Below are 15,312 nucleotides of genomic sequence, written 5' to 3' on the forward strand. Positions count from 1 at the left end.
CCACGACGGAGAGCGCCCGATGCCCACCACCGGAAACACCGCGAGCACCGGCACCGGCACCGGGCCGTCCTGGACCGCGCTGCGGCACCTGCACCACCTGCTGGACCTGCTCGACCGGGGCGCGCCGGCCGAGCAGTTCGCACCGCCCGCCGCCCCCGCCCGCGGCCCGCACCTCGAAGACGCCGACGCGGCCGTGGTCGCCGAGGCCACCCGGGTCGCGCTCCGCATCCGCCGGACGCTCACCCAGCACCGCCGCCGCGAGGCCGAACTCGCCGCGCTCTTCGACACCGCCGGGGACCTGGCCCGGCTCAGGGACCTGGACGCCGTACTGAAGGCCATCGTCCACCGCGCCAAGCTGCTCCTCGGCACGGACGTGACGTACCTGTCCCTCAACGACGACGACGCGGGCGACACCTACATGCGGGTGACCGACGGCTCGGTCTCCGCCGCGTTCCAGCAGGTCCGCCTCGGCATGGGGGAGGGCCTCGGCGGTCTGGTCGCGGAGACGGCCCGCCCCTACTCCACCGGCGACTACCGTGACGACCGGCGCTTCCGGCACACCCCGACGATCGACGGCGCCGTCACGGAGGAGGGGCTACGGGCCATCCTGGGCGTCCCGCTGCGCCTGGGCACCCGGGTGATCGGCGTCCTGTACGCGGCGGACCGCACCGCCCGCACCTTCACCCCCGACGAGGTGGCGCTCCTGTCCTCCCTCGCCGACCACGCCGCCATCGCCATCGACAGCGCCCGCCTGCTCGACGAGACCCGCAGCGCGCTCGTCGACCTCAACGAGGCCTCACGGACCATCGAGGCGCACAGCGACGCCATGCGGCGGGCCGAGGACGCCCACGACCGGCTGACCGATCTGGTGCTGCGCGGCGCCGGCATCGGCGACGTCGCCACCGCCATCGGCACCGTCCTGCAGGGCGGCACCCTGATCCACGACGCCGACGGCACCGAACTCGCCCGCTCCGGAACCGATTCCGGACGGCCGCCCGCCCGGGCCGTCACCGCGTCCCGGGCCGGCGGACGTGCCGTGCCCGCCGACGGCACCTGGGTGTGCGCCGTCCTCGCGGGCCCCGAACTGCTCGGCAGCATCGCCCTGACCGGCCGCCCCGACCTCGGCGACGCCGACCGCCGCCTCTTCGAGCGGACCGCCGTCGTCACGGCTCTGCTACTGCTCCAGAGCCGCTCGGTCGCCGAGACGGAGGACCGGGTACGGGGCGAGCTCCTCGGCGACCTCCTCACCGGCGCCGCCGACCCGGCGAGCCTGCCGGCCCGCGCCCGCCGGGTCGGCGTGAACCCGGACCGCCTGCACGGGGTGTTCGTCCTGCACTGCGCCGCCGCACCCCGGCAGCGGCTGCTGTCCGCCGCCGCCCGGATCGCGCACGCCCGCTCGGGCCTCGCCGGGCTGCACCACGACGACGTGGTCCTCGTCCTCCCCACCGAGCACCCCGGGCCCGCCGCCGCAGGCCTCGCGGGCGAGCTGGGCCTGGCCCTCGCCCGCCCCGTCACGGTCGGCGCCGCCGGCCCGGTCACGGCGCCGGGACGGTTCCCCGGCGCCCACGCCGAGGCCCTGCGGTGCCGGACCGCCCTGCGCGCGCTTGGCCGGGAGGGCTCCGGCGCCGCCCTGGGCGGCCTGGGCTTCCTCGGTGTGCTGCTCGGCGACCGCACAGACCTCGGCGGCTACGTGCGCGGGACCCTGGGGCCCGTGCTCGACTACGACGCGAAGCGCGGCACCGAACTCCTCCACACCCTCCGGACCTACTTCGACGAGGGCGCGAGCCAGTCCAGGGCCGCCGAGGCCCTCCACGTGCACGTCAACACGGTGGTGCAGCGCCTGGACCGGATAGGCCGGCTGCTGGGCCGTGACTGGCAGCGACCGGAACGGGCCCTGGAGCTCCAACTCGCCCTGCGCGTCCACCGGGTGCAGCGGCCGGACGATTCCGGTCCGCCGCCCGCGTAGGCCGGTGTCCACCCGCCCGCGCGGCGCGGTTCGCGGCGCAGCCGACGGAAGGGCGCCACAGGTGGCAGGGTGGAGGACATGTGCGGCCGATACGTTTCCACCCGCAGCCCCGAAGACCTCTCCGGCCTCTTCCAGGCCGCGCCCCCGGACCCGCGGGACGCGCTGGGACCCAGCTGGAACGTCGCCCCCACCGACGCGGTCTGGGCGGTGCTGGAGCGCGCCGACCGGGAGAGCGGGCTGCTGGAGCGGCGGCTCCGCCCCCTGCGGTGGGGCCTGGTGCCGTCCTGGTCGAAGAGCCCGTCCGGCGGCGCGAAGATGATCAATGCGCGGGTGGAGACGGTGCACGAGAAGCCCGCGTACCGGCGCGCCTTCGCCAAGCGCCGCTGCCTGCTGCCGGCGGACGGGTTCTACGAGTGGCAGGCCGTCCCCGCCTCGGCCGGGGCGAAGGCCTACAAGCAGCCGTACTTCATCCGCCCCGAGGACGGCGTCGTGATGGCGATGGCCGGGCTCTACGAGTTCTGGCGCGACCCCGCTGTCGCCGACGGCGACGACCCGGCGGCGTGGTGGGCGACCTGCACGATCATCACCACCGAGGCGACCGACGCGGCCGGCCGCGTCCATCCCCGGATGCCGCTGGCGCTCGCCCCCGCCGACTACGAGGCCTGGCTCGACCCGTCCCACCAGGACGCGGACGAACTGCGCGCGCTGCTCGCCGCACCCGGGGGCGGCCGCCTCGACGTGCGTCCCGTGTCGACGGCGGTCAACAACGTGCGCAACAACGGGCCCGAACTCCTCGACGAGCCCTCCGACCCCGCGTCGGCGGTGAAGTAAAGAAATATTGACACGATGTACTCCCTGCTTGACACTTCACGTGTCAGGTTTTCTTTACATGGGGAGTGGTCGTGGCAGTCGAGGAAAAACGCGCATGGATCATGATCGTGGTCACGGTCGTGTCGTACGCGGTCTACCTGGCCCTCGTCCTCGGGAGATCCGGGGACGGCCCGATCGCCGAGGAGCCCTACGTCGCCGCGCTGCTGTGGACGGTCGGGTCGGCCATCGTCGCCTCCATCGTTCTGCACATCGCGGTAGCGCTCCTCTCGCCGGAGGAGGGCAGGACCAAGGACCAGCGCGACCGCGAGATCCACCACTTCGGTGAACACGTCGGACAGTCCTTCGTCGCCATCGGGGGCGTGGCCGGGCTCATCCTCGCGATGGCCGAGGCGGACCAGTTCTGGATCGCCAATGCCCTCTACCTCGCGTTCGTCCTGTCGGCGCTGCTCGGATCCATGGCGAAGATCTCCGCTTACCGGACGGGCTTCCAGCCGTGGTGAGGCCCACGAGGGTCACCAACAGGATCCGGGCCCTGCGCTTCGCCAACGGCGAGATGACCCAGGCCGAGCTCGCGCGCCGGATCGGCGTCACCCGGCAGACCGTCATCGCCATCGAACAGGGCCGCTATTCGCCCTCCCTGGAGAAGGCCTTCGAGATCGCCCGCGTGTTCGCCGTACCGCTCGACTCCGTTTTCCAGTACTCCGCGACAGCCACCACCGCAGAGGGAGAAGAATCATGAAGGCGATCGTCCAGGACGGCTACGGCTCCCCGGAGGTGCTGCGGCTCGACGAGGTGGACCGGCCCGTTCCGGGCCGCGGCGAAGTGCTCGTACGGGTCCACGCCGCCGCGGTGGACCAGGGGGTCTGGCACCTCATGGCGGGCCTGCCCCATGCCCTGCGCCTGGTGTTCGGGCTCAGGGCCCCCCGCGTGCGGATCCCCGGCATGGACCTGGCGGGGCGGGTGGAGGCCGTCGGGCCCGGGGTCACCCGGGTCAGGCCCGGCGAGGAGGTGTACGGCAGCTGCCAGGGGTCGTTCGCCGAGTACGCCTGCGCCAAGGAGGACGCCCTCGCGCCGAAGCCGGCGAACCTCGGCTTCGAAGAGGCCGCCACCGTCCCCGTGTCCGCCGTCACCGCCCTCAAGGCACTGCGCGACGCCGGCCGGGTCCGGCCCGGGCAGAGCGTCCTGGTCCTGGGCGCCTCCGGCGGCGTCGGCACGTACGCCGTGCAGGTCGCCAAGGCCTTCGGAGCGCACGTCACCGGAGTCTGCAGCGGCGCCAAGACGGACCTGGTCCGCTCCATCGGCGCCGACGAGGTCGTCGACTACACGCGGGAGGACCCGGTCGACGGCAGCCGCCGGTACGATCTCGTCCTCGACATCGCGGGCAACCGGCCGCTGTCCCGGCTCCGCCGCGCCCTGACCGCCCGCGGGACCCTCGTCATCGTCGGCGGCGAGGACGGCGGCCGGTGGATCGGCGGCAACCAACGCCAGCTGGGTGCCCTCCTCCTGTCGCCCTTCGTCGGTCACCGGCTGGTCCCGCTCACCGTCATGAAGCAGCACCGCAGCGACCTGGGGACCCTCACGGAACTCATCGAGGCGGGCACCGTCACCCCGGTCGTCGACCGCGCCTACCCGCTGGCCGAAGTGCCCGACGCCATACGCCACCTGAGAGGAGGCCAGGTGCGCGGCAAGATCGCGATCCGGCTGTGAGCCGGCCGCCGGCTCCCAGGTGATGCGGGCCGCCACCGGCAGGTGGTCGCTGCCGGTGGCCGGCAGCGTGCGGATCCCGGCGACGCTCGCCGAACGCACCAGGACCTGGTCGATCCGGGAGACCGGGAAGGACGCGGGCCAGCTGAGGGCGAACCCGCGCCGGGGAGCCTCCATCCGCGAGGTCAGGGGAGCGAGTCCGCGGTCGTCCACGGTGCCGTTGAGGTCTCCGAGCAGGACCACCCGGTCCACCGGCTCGGCGGCGACGGCCGCGCCCAGCAGCAGCGCGCTCTCGTCCCGCAACTGTGAGGCGAACCCGGACGGCCGCATCCGTACCGAGGGCAGGTGGGCGACGTACACGGCGATCTCACCCTCCGGGGTGGTCACCGCGGCCCGGAGGCCGCGGTTCCAGCCCTCCCCGATGCCCACGGGCCTGATGTCCAGCCGCCGTACGCCCGTCAGCGGGTACGCGGACCAGAGGCCGACCGTGCCCTCGACCGCGTGGTACGGATACCGCGACGCCAGGGCCGCCGCGTAGACGGGCAGCGCGGAGGGTGTCAGCTCCTCCAGGGCGATGAGCTCCGGCGCGGCCGCCGCCAGGGCGGTCGCGGTGCCCGCCGGATCCGGGTTCTCGTCACTGACGTTGTGCTGGACCACCGTGAGGTGGTGGGGACCGCCGTCCGCGGGAAGGAGCAGACCGCCGAAGAGCCACACCCAGGTGAGCACGGGCAGCAGCAGGGCCACCAGCGCGACGGCCGACCTGCGTACCAGCGCCGCCACGAACAGCGCCGGGACCACCAGGCCGAACCAGGGCAGAAACGCCTCCAGCAGGCTTCCGAGGCGGCCCACCGCGTTGGGCACGGCGGAGTGGAACGCCGGCACGGCGGCGGCCAGCAGCGCGAGCGAGGCCAGGACGCGCCCGCGACCGGCCCCGGTCGCCGCCCGCCACCGGCCCGCGCACCGCACGGTGCCGACGACACCGCCGCCCGCGCCGCTGTCCCGACCACCGGCCTCACCGTGAGCGGTCCCGCCGCCCGTCCGCCTTGCCACTGCCCCGCCCATCCGTCCCGGACCGTTCCGTCCCGCACAATGAGCACGACGTCGCCCGATACGACGCGTGATCCACCACCGGGGTTCCCGCACGGGCCACGGGTGGTGGCGAGGCCGTCCATGTCCGCGGGTGCGCGCGGCACGGCACGCTGCGCACCGGGCCGCGCGGCCGACGCCGTACGCCACGCCCGCATGCTGCTGGAGCAGGGCCGCACCGCGTCGGTCCAGCCGTACCTGCCGCTGGTGGAGGAGGAGGGCGAACGCGCCCTGGTCCTCTTCGCCGGGATCTTCAGCCACGCCATCCGCAAACAGGCCTGCTGACCGAGCCCGGGCGGATGGAACCGGTGCTCATGGAACTGGGGCTCATCGAGCCGGACCTGTTCCTCTGACTCGCCCCGCACGCGGCGGACCGGCTCGCCCTGGCCGTGGCGGCGGGCCGCGAGCCCACCGGCCGGTAGCCGGCATACACAGGTCGGGCCGGGCTCGCACAGCCCGGCCCGACACCTTGCCGACCGGCTACGACGTGCGGCACGCGCCGCGCATCCGGCGCCGGCGCAGCAGCAGGCCCACGCCCGCTCCGGCCAGCGCGGTCACCGCGACACCCGCCGTGGTCCACCAGACGGCGTCGCCCTCGGAGTCGGACACCGCCTGCGTCCCGGAGGGAGCCGGGGCGGGGGAGGACGCGTCCGCGGCCGTCGCAGCGGCGGCAGCGGAACCGGAGGCGGAGTCGGGAGTCGGGGCCGAGACAGCCGGAGTGCCGCCGGTGGCCGGAGCCGGGTCCACCACGGGTACACCGACTTCGAGTTCACCCTTGCCGAGCGCGGGGAATCCCACCTCGACGCTGACCTTCCACGTACCGGGCGGCAGGATCTCGGCGGTGGTCCAGCCGGCGGGCGCGGCCGCCGGATCGCGGACCAGGCGCCAGGGGCCCATCGTGCGGGAGCCGTCGACGCTGACCGCGTTCACGGTGGCGGCGACGGTCTCGTCGACGGCGTCCCCGTCGTTCTCCCAGGTGATGTCGGTGGTGACATGGCCGGCGCGTTGTCCGGTCACCACCACCTTCAGAGTGTCTCCGTGGGCATGGGCCGCAGCGGGAAGCAGGAACATGAGACCGAGTGCGGCCAGGGTGGCGGAGAGAGCGGTTCTTATGCGCATCGTCGGGTGCTCCGGTCGGGATGAGGGGAAACCGGCGGACGGCCGCACGGGGCGGCCGTCCGCCGGCGCGGGATCACGGCGTCACGGGGTGATCCCGGTGCCCGGGCGTGGGTTGCGTCCGGGCACCGGGCGTGGCGGCAGTGCTCAGCCGGACTTCTGGACGGTCCAGGCCTGCGCCGCGCGGCCGTCCGCGCGCTGGAGGTCGAGCAGCCAGTTCCCGTAGTACGGGCGGTTGCTGACGGTGAGGGCGAAGCCGCCGCTCGGGTCCGTGACGGTGACCGCGCTGCCGCGGGACGTCAGCTTCCAGGCCTGCGCGCCGTTGTTCTTGTCGCAGGGCTGCTGGGAGACCCACATGCCCGGGGCGGGGGAGCCGCCCGGCTGGAGGCACTTGCCGGAGACCGCGGACTTGATGCGGACCTGTCCGTTGCCGGCGTCGTCGAAGTACCACTGCTGCTGGGCGTAGCCGTTGGCGCGGCCACCGACGAGCACGGTGCCGTCGGCGGTGCGTCCGCCCCAGACCTCCGCGGCCATGCCGGTGCTGCCGTTGCCGAGCGTGTAGCGGCTGCCCGGGGTGGTCGCCCCGCCGCCGGCACCGGTCGTACGGAAGGTCGCGGCCTTGCCGGCACCGCTGTCGCGGCCGGAGGCGTCACGGGCCGAGACGGTCACCGAGTACGAGGTGTTGGGCTGCAGGTTGTAGATCCGCAGCACCTGCGACTGGACCCAGGCCAGGTGCTTGCCGTTCAGCATCACCTGGTACCAGGCGGTGCCCTCGACCTTGGGCCAGCTCACGACGACGGAGTTGGACTGGATCTGGGCCGCGGTCGCGGTCGGTCCGCCCGTGGGCTGCTTCGTCGGCGTCGGGCTGGGCTTCTTCGTGGGCGTCGGGTTCGGGTTGGGACCGGGGTCCGTGCCGCCGCCACCGCCCTTGTTCTTCATCAGGAACTGGTTGTCGGCGATGTTCCAGTGGGTGGCCAGGTAGCTGCCCGGCTTGGGACTGGTGTGGAAGTAGTCGTCGTGGTTGCAGTCCAGGATGTTCTCGGACGCCTGGTTGGTGCAGATGTTGCGCATCTTCGGGTAGTACGGGGTGTCCGAGTAGCACATGACGTCGTACTCGTCGGTGCAGTGCGCGCCGCGGCTGGTGTTCGGGGCGCTGTTGTTGACCGCGCCCAGGTTGTGGCCGAGTTCGTGCGCTGCGGTGTGTCCGCCCCAGCAGCCCGAGTCCGTACGGCCGTAGGAGGGACCGAAGTTGCTCTGATTGTTCTGGCCGGGACGCTCGTCGCCCGCGAAGGTGCCGATGCCGCAGTAGACCTGGCTGTCGGCGAAGATCATGTACTTGCGGTCGCGGCGGTCGAGGCCCTTGGCGGCCAGCGCGTTGTTGGTCGCGCTGAACTCGGCCAGGGCGTTGGCCGGGAGCTCGATGTTGAGCACGGTGGGTGTGCAGTCCGCGGCGGTGACGTAGCGGATGTGCCGGACGCCGCCGGTCTCCTTGGCGCTCGCCGAGTAGATGAGGTCGGCGTCGGCCGCCCACTTGCGGAACGAGGCGACGTACTCGGAGTAGCGGTCCTTGCCGGGGGCATGGACGTACACGACCTGCACGCGGTTGCCGGTGCTGCCGTCACCGTCGCACTGGACGGTCTGGCCCGCGGGGCCCGCGGCGACGGCCTGACCGCCCTCCGCTGCGGCAGGCTGAGGCGCGGCGTCCTTGGTGCCCGCGGCGTCGGCCGCAGGCGCGTCCTGAGGACGCCCGCCGCCTTCCTTGCTGGCCGGGTCGTCGGTGGAGGGCTTGGCCGGATCGGCTGCCGGGGCCGTCTCCTTGACGGCCGGCGGGATGTCCTTGGTGATGTCGACGCCCTTGGGCGGGGCGTCGGGACCGTGGGTGCAGTGACCGTCCGCGGTGCGGTAGACGCCCACGCAGCGGTCGCCCTTGGGGGCGGGCTGCAGGCCGTCGTAGATCATGCCGCGGGCGTTCTCATTGGCGGGCGCTGCGGCAAGCGGTTCCGGCTCCTGGTCCCGCGCGGGGGCGGCGGCCGGAGCGGAGGCCGCGGCCTCGACGGAGTCGGCTGCCTGGGCACCGTCGCCGAGCCCGGAGTAGGCGATGCCCGCGGCGATCACCGCACCCGCTGCCACGGCGGCGGTGGCGAGTATCAACCGCCGGGGTTTGCGGCGGTGGGGGGTGGCAGCGCGTCTGCGACGGCCTGTCATAGGCACCTCAAATCGTTGTCGTACTAGTGGGGTGCGCGGAAGCCTGCCAGACGAATGCCGCGGAGAATTCGGACAAACGGGAGCGCGGTCCGAGAAATCATTCCGTTACCTGTCGGCATGATTTGACGAACACTCAACTTGCCGTAAAAACAAGGGAGTTACGCGCGTCGCATGAGAAAGGTCCAGTCCTTTCCGGGCGGGTTGTTATCAAATCGAGATATGATGCGGAAGCTTGTTGACGGGAATTCAGTCAGGAATTCACCTAATTACTACCTGCTGAATTCCCTCCGTCACGACGGGTGAGGACACGCGCCCCCGAAACGGGCCCCGCTGCCCACCGGCTCCCCCACGCAGCCCGCCAGTTGTCGAAACCCGCCGGTTTGCACCGTCCCAAGTGCCGCATTGACGGTGGAGGGTGACGTACGTACACCTGGGCACGGTCGCGGACCGCTACGTGGCCACCCGGCAGCGCGTTCGACTGGCCCGGCGGATATTCGAGGCGGCGCGCCCCTCGGCCCGGCCGCGGACCCGGTCACGCTCGACAGCTCCGCCGTCGTACGGTGCCGGCGTGCGGTCCGGGCGCCCTGGGCCGAGGTACGGATAGTCGGTGGCGGAACAACGCGCGCCCTCGGACGCGGTGCCGGCCGCCGCCGAGGGCAACGAGGGCTGCGTCGGAGCGGGCAGTTGAACCGGGCCGGAACCGGCCCCGTGCGGGACAGTGGCGGGGCCGGGCGAGTGGTCAGGCCTCGACGGCCCTGAGGTCGAGGTGCGCGAGGCGCCCGGGGCCGGTGGGGATGCCGAGCGCGACGATCCCGCCGTCCCGGAAGGTGAAGGCCATGACCGACGACGCCCGGCCCCCGCCGACGCGACCACGCCGGGAAGACCGTTGACCAGCGCCGGCCGCGCGGCCTCGGCGAAGCGAGCGATGGTGATCGCCTGCGAGGCGCGCCCGAGGACCGGGGCGATCTCACCGAACGGCACGGCGAACAGGTCGTGCAGGACGAAAGCCAGGCGCTCGGCAGGCGCGAGCGTCTCCAGGACCACCAAGAGGGGGCCGGTGTTCCTCGAACCGCCGCGCCGGCGGCTCCGTCCCGCTCACCTGTCACAGCCCCCGGCACACCGGAGGCGGACGGCAGCCGACCCCGGCGGACAGCGCGCGCGGCGTGGTTGCGCGACGGCCTACGCCGTGGCGGATTCCTTCCGGAGGCGGCGGTAGAGGCGGTCGCGGTCGTCGTAGAGACCGCGGCTGTCCGTCTGGACCAGAGCGCCGTTGATCGCCATGGTCGGGGTGCCCGCGACCTCGGACTTGTCGAGTGCCTCGTCGGAGGCCTCCACGAACTTCCGGTGCTTCGTCTCCAGCACGGCCGCGTCGAACTCCGGGCCGCGCAGGCCCGGGACCTTCCCCGCCAGGGTCAGCAGCCGGTCCCGCGTGAAGCCGCCCGACCTGCGCACCTTCGCCTGGTGGCGGTAGAGCAGCTCGTGATACTCGGCGAACTTGCCGTGGTCCACGGCGGCGCGCAGCGCGTTCGCGGCGTACTTCGACCCCGGGCCGAGGAAGGACCCCAGGGTGAACTGGAGCTGCAGCGCGTCGTTACGGGCCGCCTGCTTCAGGTAGTGCCCGTTGCCGTCCAGCTCGAACTCGGCGCAGGCGGGGCAGCTCAGGTCCTCGTAGATCCGGACCGAGAGGGGAGCGGACGGGTTGCCGATCACGATGGTGGTGCCGTCCGGGGCCAGCGACTCCCGGGCGGCGGGCAGGTCCGCGTCCGCCGAGACGTCGAGCGGATGGCCGCCCTGCGGGCTTCGCCCGGTGCAGGAACTGACGGACGACGCAACGACGATGGCCGCAGCCGCACCCAGGAACCCGCGTCTACTTCTGACCTGCATGAACACCCTTTCCCCCTGATCGACAGGGAGACCTTACGCGCTCCCGCGCCCCACCGCGCACCGGGTTTTCCCGGGACCGCGGCCGTCGGCGTCCGGCCGCGGACGGTCGTACGGGTCCGCGGCCGGGATGCGCTCAAGGGTGACGGCGGTGGCGGCCGTGGCGGCGGTGGAGTTCCAGGGTGGTGAAGACCGCCACGCCGAGGGTGATGTGCATCAGGGACAGGGCCGCGACGGTGCCGCCGTCGGCGTCCGCCGACAGCGGGCCGGCGACCGACAGCAGCGCCAGCCCGCTGCCCACATACTGCGCGATCCGCAGAAGGACCGGCTTCCACAGGGCCGCCAGGAGGGCGGCACCCAGCCCGACGATCAACGGGACGACCGAGGAGCCGATGACGCCGCCGACCGTGATCGGGTGCTGCGCACCGCCGTCGACGACGACCAGCGAGGCACCGGCCGACCTGGCGACGGCGAAAACGATCAGATTGACCACGGCCGCGCCGGCCGCGCCGGTGACCAGCACCTTCCACCAGCCGAATCCGGAACCGCGGACCGAGGCCACGGCCTCGACGGAAGAACCGGAGTCCGGAACTGCACTGCTCGACATGAGACTTCCCCCAATGTGTGAAGTACCGCGCCGCCGTACGGCCGCCGGCATGCACAGAAGCCTCCAACCTGAACCTCACTTGAGGTCAAGCCCCCAGTGCAGTGCGCGGCCCATCCACCGCCGTACCGCCGCGCGCCACCGGGCTATGGCACGAGGAAATCGCGCAGGTCGACGATCGTGTAGCCCTCGGCCTCGGCAGCGTCGATGATCAGGGGGAGGGCCTCGGCGTCGAGGACGCCGCCGTCGCCGTTGCTGCCGACATGCATCTGGATGATCGCCCCGGGGGCCAGGGCGTCGATGGCCCGCTCGGCGGCGGCCTCCGCGTTCATGCCGCCCTGCGGGCCGAGGTAGCCGTTGGTGTCCGCGGTGAACTCGATGGCCGCGTACCCCAGGTCGTTGACGTCGGCCACGGAGTCCCGGGTGGTGGAGCTGTAGGGGAAACGGAAGAACGGCAGGGGCACAGCGCCTGAGGCCGCCCGGATCGCCGCGTCGGCGCGCCGTACCTCCTCCGTCCGCTGCGCGGTGCTGAGCCCGTCGAAGTAGGGATGTCCGTACGAGTGGTTGCCCAGGCCGTGCGCGGTACCGATGGCCCGTACCGCCGCCGGGTGCGCGTCGGCGAACGCGCCGGTCGGGAAGAAGGTGGCGGGCAGCCCGCGCCGCCGCAGTTCCGCCAGGACCGTGTCGATCCCGGCCTCGTCCCAGGCGGCGTTGAAGGTCAGCGCCACGACCTTGCGTGACGTGGGCAGCCGGCGGATCTCACCGCCGAGCAGCGAGGCCGGCGGGCGCGGACCGGACGGGGAAGCGGCGCCGCTCGCGGCCCGGGCGCCGGAGCACGGCATGAGTCCTGCGGCGAGCAGCGCCGCCAGCGCGGCGCGCCGTCCCATGTCCACCACGATCGCTCCCTCCGGCACAGCACGGCCCCTCGGCGCGGCCCGGGCCTGCCTCGACTATGCGTCGGCGCGTGCCGGAGCAGCCGCAGCCCGTGTCGCGCAGCCGGGTGAACCGGCTCAGGGCCGTCGGCGCAGGTGCGTCGTCAGGTGGTGCTGGAGCGGCCGGCCGACCGCGGCCATGTCGTGAACGACCGTCAGCTCCCCCTCCGGGGTGACGGTGTACCGGCGGCGCGTACCGGTGACCTCCTTCGCCAGCGGGGTCAGTGACACGTCCTTGGTCTCGATCTCGAACTCCGAGCCGGACACCCGCCCCACATAGGTCTCCACGATGCCGGTGGGGTGGGCGAGCACGACCTCCAGCGAGGCGTCGGGGGTCACCCGCCACCACCCCGCCTCGCGCCCCGCCGGGCGGACCGGGGCCCCGGTCCCGTCGATCAGCCACGCCCTGGCCTCGTAGCGCAGGAAGGGGCGGCCGTCATGGCTGAAGGTGACCTCCTGCTCGTAGCGGAAGTCCTGCTCCAGCGTCGGGTACTCGCCCCGGCCGCGGCCGTGCCAGCGACCCAGCAGCGGCAGCACGGGCAGGAGCAGCGGATGCGGATCCGGACCCTCGCCGAGGACGTGGCTGTCGGGGTACGGATCGTCCTGCACCGGCTCGAAGCTGTTCACCCGCAGCAGCATAGGCGGTGCACCGGGGCGTGCACGCCGCACGCCCCGCCCCACCCCAGCACACCGCACGCCCCGTCCCGCCTCCCGGAGCCGGGAGGCAGGACGGGGCAGCGGTCACCCGTCACCGGGCCGGCAGGCCACCCGCCACCGAGGCCGGTACTGGGGCCAGACCGGCCGGCCTGGTGGTGAAGACGCCCCGGCCCTGGGTCCGGCCCCGCAGCCGGGACGCGTACCCGAACAGCTCGGCCAGCGGCACGGTCGCCGTGATCACCGCGCTGCCGGCCTCGGCGGCCTGCCCGGAGACCCGGCCGCGACGGGCCGCCAGGTCACCCAGTACGCCCCCGACGCCGTCCTCCGGAACGCTCACCGTGACCTCCACGACCGGCTCCAGCAGCTCCACCGTGCTGAGCCGCAGCGCTTCGCGCAGCCCGAACCGGCCCGCCGCCCGGAACGCCATCTCCGAGGAGTCCTTGGAGTGGGTCGCGCCGTCGGTGAGCGTGACCCGCAGCCCCGTCACCGGGTACCCGCCCAGCGGGCCCGCGACGAGCGCGTCCCGGCAGCCGGCCTCCACGGCGCGCGCGTACTCCTGTGGCACCCGGCCGCCGACCACCGTCGAGCGGAACTCGAAGACCGGCTCCTCCAGCGGCTCGACGTCCAGCACGACGTGTGCGAACTGGCCCGCGCCACCGTCCTGTTTGACGTGCCGGTGGACCAGGCCGGTCACCCCGCGCACGACGGTCTCCCGGTACGAGACCTGCGGGCGGCCCACGACGACCTCCACCCCGTGGCCGCGGCGGATCTTCTCCACCGCCACCTCCAGATGCAGCTCGCCCAGCCCCGACAGCACGGTCTGCCCCGACTCCGGGTCGGACCGCACCACCAGCGAGGGGTCCTCCTCCGCCAGCCGCGCGAGCGCCGTCGCCAGCCTGCCCGTGTCGGCGTTGCTGCGCGCCTCCACCGCCACCGACACCACCGGCTCGGCCACCGTGGGCGGTTCGAGCACGAGCGGCGCGCCGGGGGCGCACAGGGTCGTGCCCGCCCGGGCGGACTTGAGCCCGATCACGGCGACGATGTCACCGGCCACCGCCTCCTCCCTGTCCTCGTGCCGGTCGGCCTGGACCCGCAGGATCCGGCCCACTCGCTCCGTACGGCCCGTGGCCGCGTCCAGTACCGTCGCGCCCTTGCGCAGGGTGCCCGCGTAGACCCGCAGGTACGTGAGCCGCCCCGTCGCCGTGGCCGTCACCTTGAAGGCGAGCGCCGCGAACGGCTCCGCCGGGTGGGGGGCGCGTTCCTGCTCCGCACCCGCCGCCGTACCGCGCACCGGCGGCATGTCGGCGGGCGCCGGCAGGTACGCGACGACCGCGTCCAGCAGCGGCTCGATCCCGCGGTTGCGGTACGCCGAGCCGCACAGCACCACGACGCCGTCCCCACGCAGCGTCAGCTCGCGCAGGGCCCGGGTCAGGGTCTCGTCGCTCAGCGCGGAATCCGCGCAGAACTCCTCCAGGGCCTCGGCGTGGAGCTCCGCGACCGTCTCCTCCAGCAGCCTGCGCCGCCGGCCGGCTTCCTCCCGCAGCGGCTGGGGGACCGGCCCCGAATCGATGTCGGCGGAGCCGGTCCGCCAGCGCAGCGCACGCATGGTCACCAGGTCGACGACCCCGGTGAAGTCGTCCTCCTGCCCGATGGGCAGCTGCACCACCAGGGGTACGACGTCCAGGCGTCGGCGGATCGACGCGACGGCGGTGTCGAGGTCGGCGCCCGCCCGGTCCAGCTTGTTGACGAACGCGATCCGCGGCACACCGTGCCGGTCGGCCTGCCGCCACACCGTCTCGCTCTGTGGTTCGACCCCGGCGACGGCGTCGAAGACGGCGACCGCTCCGTCGAGCACCCGAAGGGAGCGTTCCACCTCGTCGGAGAAGTCGACGTGCCCGGGGGTGTCGATCAGGTTGACGTGGTGCCCGCCCCAGGCGCAGCTGACGGCCGCGGCGAAGATGGTGATGCCGCGGTCGCGTTCCTGCGGGTCGTAGTCGGTGACGGTCGTGCCGTGGTGCACCTCGCCGCGCTTGTGGATGGCACCGGTCGCGAACAGGATCCGTTCGGTGATCGTGGTCTTGCCGGCGTCGACGTGGGCGAGGATGCCCAGGTTGCGGACCGCGGTGAGGGAAGTGGAAGTGGTGCTGAGGGGGCGTCCGTTGGCGCGCATGGCCCGAGGCCTTTCGAGTGCGGAGATGAAGAGGGCGGCGCGAATTCCCTGACGCCGGCCCCGTGGCCCGCGACCGGCAGCCGCGGCCGGCCGCCCCGCCCGGAGCGGGTCCGGGCAGGCGGCGGCGTACGGAAGGCGGGGGAGGGGACGGGACCTAAAG

At 73.3% G+C, this 15,312-nt stretch carries 13 protein-coding genes and 1 pseudogene; 6 read left to right on the forward strand and 8 right to left on the reverse strand.

What is annotated here, in order from left to right; all coding sequences use genetic code 11:
- Nucleotides 1–19: 19 nt before the first annotated feature.
- The 5 genes from AAT21_RS13035 to AAT21_RS13055 all read left to right on the forward strand — a co-directional run bounded on the left by AAT21_RS13035 (nt 20) and on the right by AAT21_RS13055 (nt 4,504).
- A complete protein-coding gene (locus tag AAT21_RS13035; RefSeq protein ID WP_046776762.1) occupies nt 20–1,966 on the forward strand; it encodes a helix-turn-helix domain-containing protein in 1,947 nt (648 codons plus the stop codon).
- A gap of 78 nt (nt 1,967–2,044) precedes the next feature.
- Nucleotides 2,045–2,797 carry an SOS response-associated peptidase gene (locus AAT21_RS13040; protein ID WP_046777337.1) on the forward strand — a complete coding sequence of 251 codons (753 nt, stop codon included), beginning with the start codon at nt 2,045–2,047 and terminating at the stop codon, nt 2,795–2,797.
- Between the two features lie 71 nt (nt 2,798–2,868).
- The gene (locus AAT21_RS13045; RefSeq protein WP_200904378.1) at nt 2,869–3,297 is read left to right on the forward strand and encodes a hypothetical protein; all 429 of its coding nucleotides are present in this window, start codon (nt 2,869–2,871) and stop codon (nt 3,295–3,297) included.
- On the forward strand, nt 3,291–3,536 hold the full coding sequence (locus AAT21_RS13050) for a helix-turn-helix transcriptional regulator (RefSeq protein WP_046776764.1): 246 nt from the start codon (nt 3,291–3,293) through the stop codon (nt 3,534–3,536). Before AAT21_RS13045 ends, AAT21_RS13050 begins: the two co-directional genes overlap by 7 nt.
- Complete coding sequence (locus AAT21_RS13055; protein WP_046776765.1) at nt 3,533–4,504, forward strand: NAD(P)-dependent alcohol dehydrogenase; 972 nt, start codon at nt 3,533–3,535, stop codon at nt 4,502–4,504. The genes AAT21_RS13050 and AAT21_RS13055 overlap by 4 nt, the downstream gene beginning before the upstream one ends.
- Before the next feature lie 15 nt (nt 4,505–4,519).
- Here the strand turns inward: AAT21_RS13055 and AAT21_RS35450 are convergent.
- Nucleotides 4,520–5,563: pseudogene (locus AAT21_RS35450) on the reverse strand (endonuclease/exonuclease/phosphatase family protein); the annotation flags it as partial.
- A 108-nt stretch (nt 5,564–5,671) separates the two neighbouring features.
- Here AAT21_RS35450 and AAT21_RS13065 point away from each other — a divergent pair.
- Nucleotides 5,672–5,872, forward strand: a complete 201-nt coding sequence (locus tag AAT21_RS13065) for a hypothetical protein (protein ID WP_046776767.1) — start codon at nt 5,672–5,674, stop codon at nt 5,870–5,872.
- Nucleotides 5,873–6,067: 195 nt separating this feature from the next.
- Here the strand turns inward: AAT21_RS13065 and AAT21_RS34440 are convergent, their stop codons facing one another.
- The 7 genes from AAT21_RS34440 to fusA form a co-directional block, all read right to left on the reverse strand.
- The gene (locus AAT21_RS34440) at nt 6,068–6,706 is read right to left on the reverse strand and encodes a hypothetical protein (RefSeq protein WP_157879675.1); all 639 of its coding nucleotides are present in this window, start codon (nt 6,704–6,706) and stop codon (nt 6,068–6,070) included.
- A gap of 144 nt (nt 6,707–6,850) precedes the next feature.
- On the reverse strand, nt 6,851–8,854 hold the full coding sequence (locus tag AAT21_RS13075) for an RICIN domain-containing protein (protein WP_235438771.1): 2,004 nt from the start codon (nt 8,852–8,854) through the stop codon (nt 6,851–6,853).
- Between the two features lie 1,233 nt (nt 8,855–10,087).
- Entirely contained in the window at nt 10,088–10,792 is a 705-nt protein-coding gene (locus AAT21_RS13080) for a thioredoxin domain-containing protein (RefSeq protein ID WP_046777340.1), read from the reverse strand.
- A 133-nt stretch (nt 10,793–10,925) separates the two neighbouring features.
- Complete coding sequence (locus AAT21_RS13085) at nt 10,926–11,396, reverse strand: DUF6069 family protein (RefSeq protein ID WP_052757753.1); 471 nt, start codon at nt 11,394–11,396, stop codon at nt 10,926–10,928.
- A gap of 143 nt (nt 11,397–11,539) precedes the next feature.
- The gene (locus tag AAT21_RS13090) at nt 11,540–12,280 is read right to left on the reverse strand and encodes a polysaccharide deacetylase family protein (RefSeq protein WP_046777342.1); all 741 of its coding nucleotides are present in this window, start codon (nt 12,278–12,280) and stop codon (nt 11,540–11,542) included.
- A 123-nt stretch (nt 12,281–12,403) separates the two neighbouring features.
- Nucleotides 12,404–12,952 (reverse strand): nitrobindin family protein, encoded by a 549-nt coding sequence (locus AAT21_RS13095; RefSeq protein WP_235438772.1) that lies wholly within the window; start codon nt 12,950–12,952, stop codon nt 12,404–12,406.
- Between the two features lie 121 nt (nt 12,953–13,073).
- Nucleotides 13,074–15,152: an elongation factor G gene (fusA, locus tag AAT21_RS13100; protein WP_046776769.1), complete on the reverse strand. Its 2,079-nt coding sequence runs from the start codon at nt 15,150–15,152 to the stop codon at nt 13,074–13,076.
- Nucleotides 15,153–15,312: the final 160 nt, after the last annotated feature.

It is taken from the genome of Streptomyces yangpuensis (genome assembly GCF_001005295.1).
In the GTDB taxonomy this organism is placed as follows: Bacteria; Actinomycetota; Actinomycetes; order Streptomycetales; family Streptomycetaceae; genus Streptomyces; species Streptomyces yangpuensis.

Bases quoted from the DNA above. Each gene is read 5' to 3' on its own strand.
- AAT21_RS13035 (WP_046776762.1), top strand. From the start codon at position 20: ATGCCCACCACCGGAAACACCGCGAGCACCGGCACCGGCACCGGGCCG.
- AAT21_RS13040 (WP_046777337.1), top strand. From the start codon at position 2,045: ATGTGCGGCCGATACGTTTCCACCCGCAGCCCCGAAGACCTCTCCGGC.
- AAT21_RS13055 (WP_046776765.1), top strand. From the start codon at position 3,533: ATGAAGGCGATCGTCCAGGACGGCTACGGCTCCCCGGAGGTGCTGCGG.
- AAT21_RS13065 (WP_046776767.1), top strand. From the start codon at position 5,672: ATGTCCGCGGGTGCGCGCGGCACGGCACGCTGCGCACCGGGCCGCGCG.
- AAT21_RS34440 (WP_157879675.1), bottom strand. From the start codon at position 6,706: ATGCGCATAAGAACCGCTCTCTCCGCCACCCTGGCCGCACTCGGTCTC.
- AAT21_RS13080 (WP_046777340.1), bottom strand. From the start codon at position 10,792: ATGCAGGTCAGAAGTAGACGCGGGTTCCTGGGTGCGGCTGCGGCCATC.
- AAT21_RS13085 (WP_052757753.1), bottom strand. From the start codon at position 11,396: ATGTCGAGCAGTGCAGTTCCGGACTCCGGTTCTTCCGTCGAGGCCGTG.
- AAT21_RS13090 (WP_046777342.1), bottom strand. From the start codon at position 12,280: ATGGGACGGCGCGCCGCGCTGGCGGCGCTGCTCGCCGCAGGACTCATG.
- fusA (WP_046776769.1), bottom strand. From the start codon at position 15,152: ATGCGCGCCAACGGACGCCCCCTCAGCACCACTTCCACTTCCCTCACC.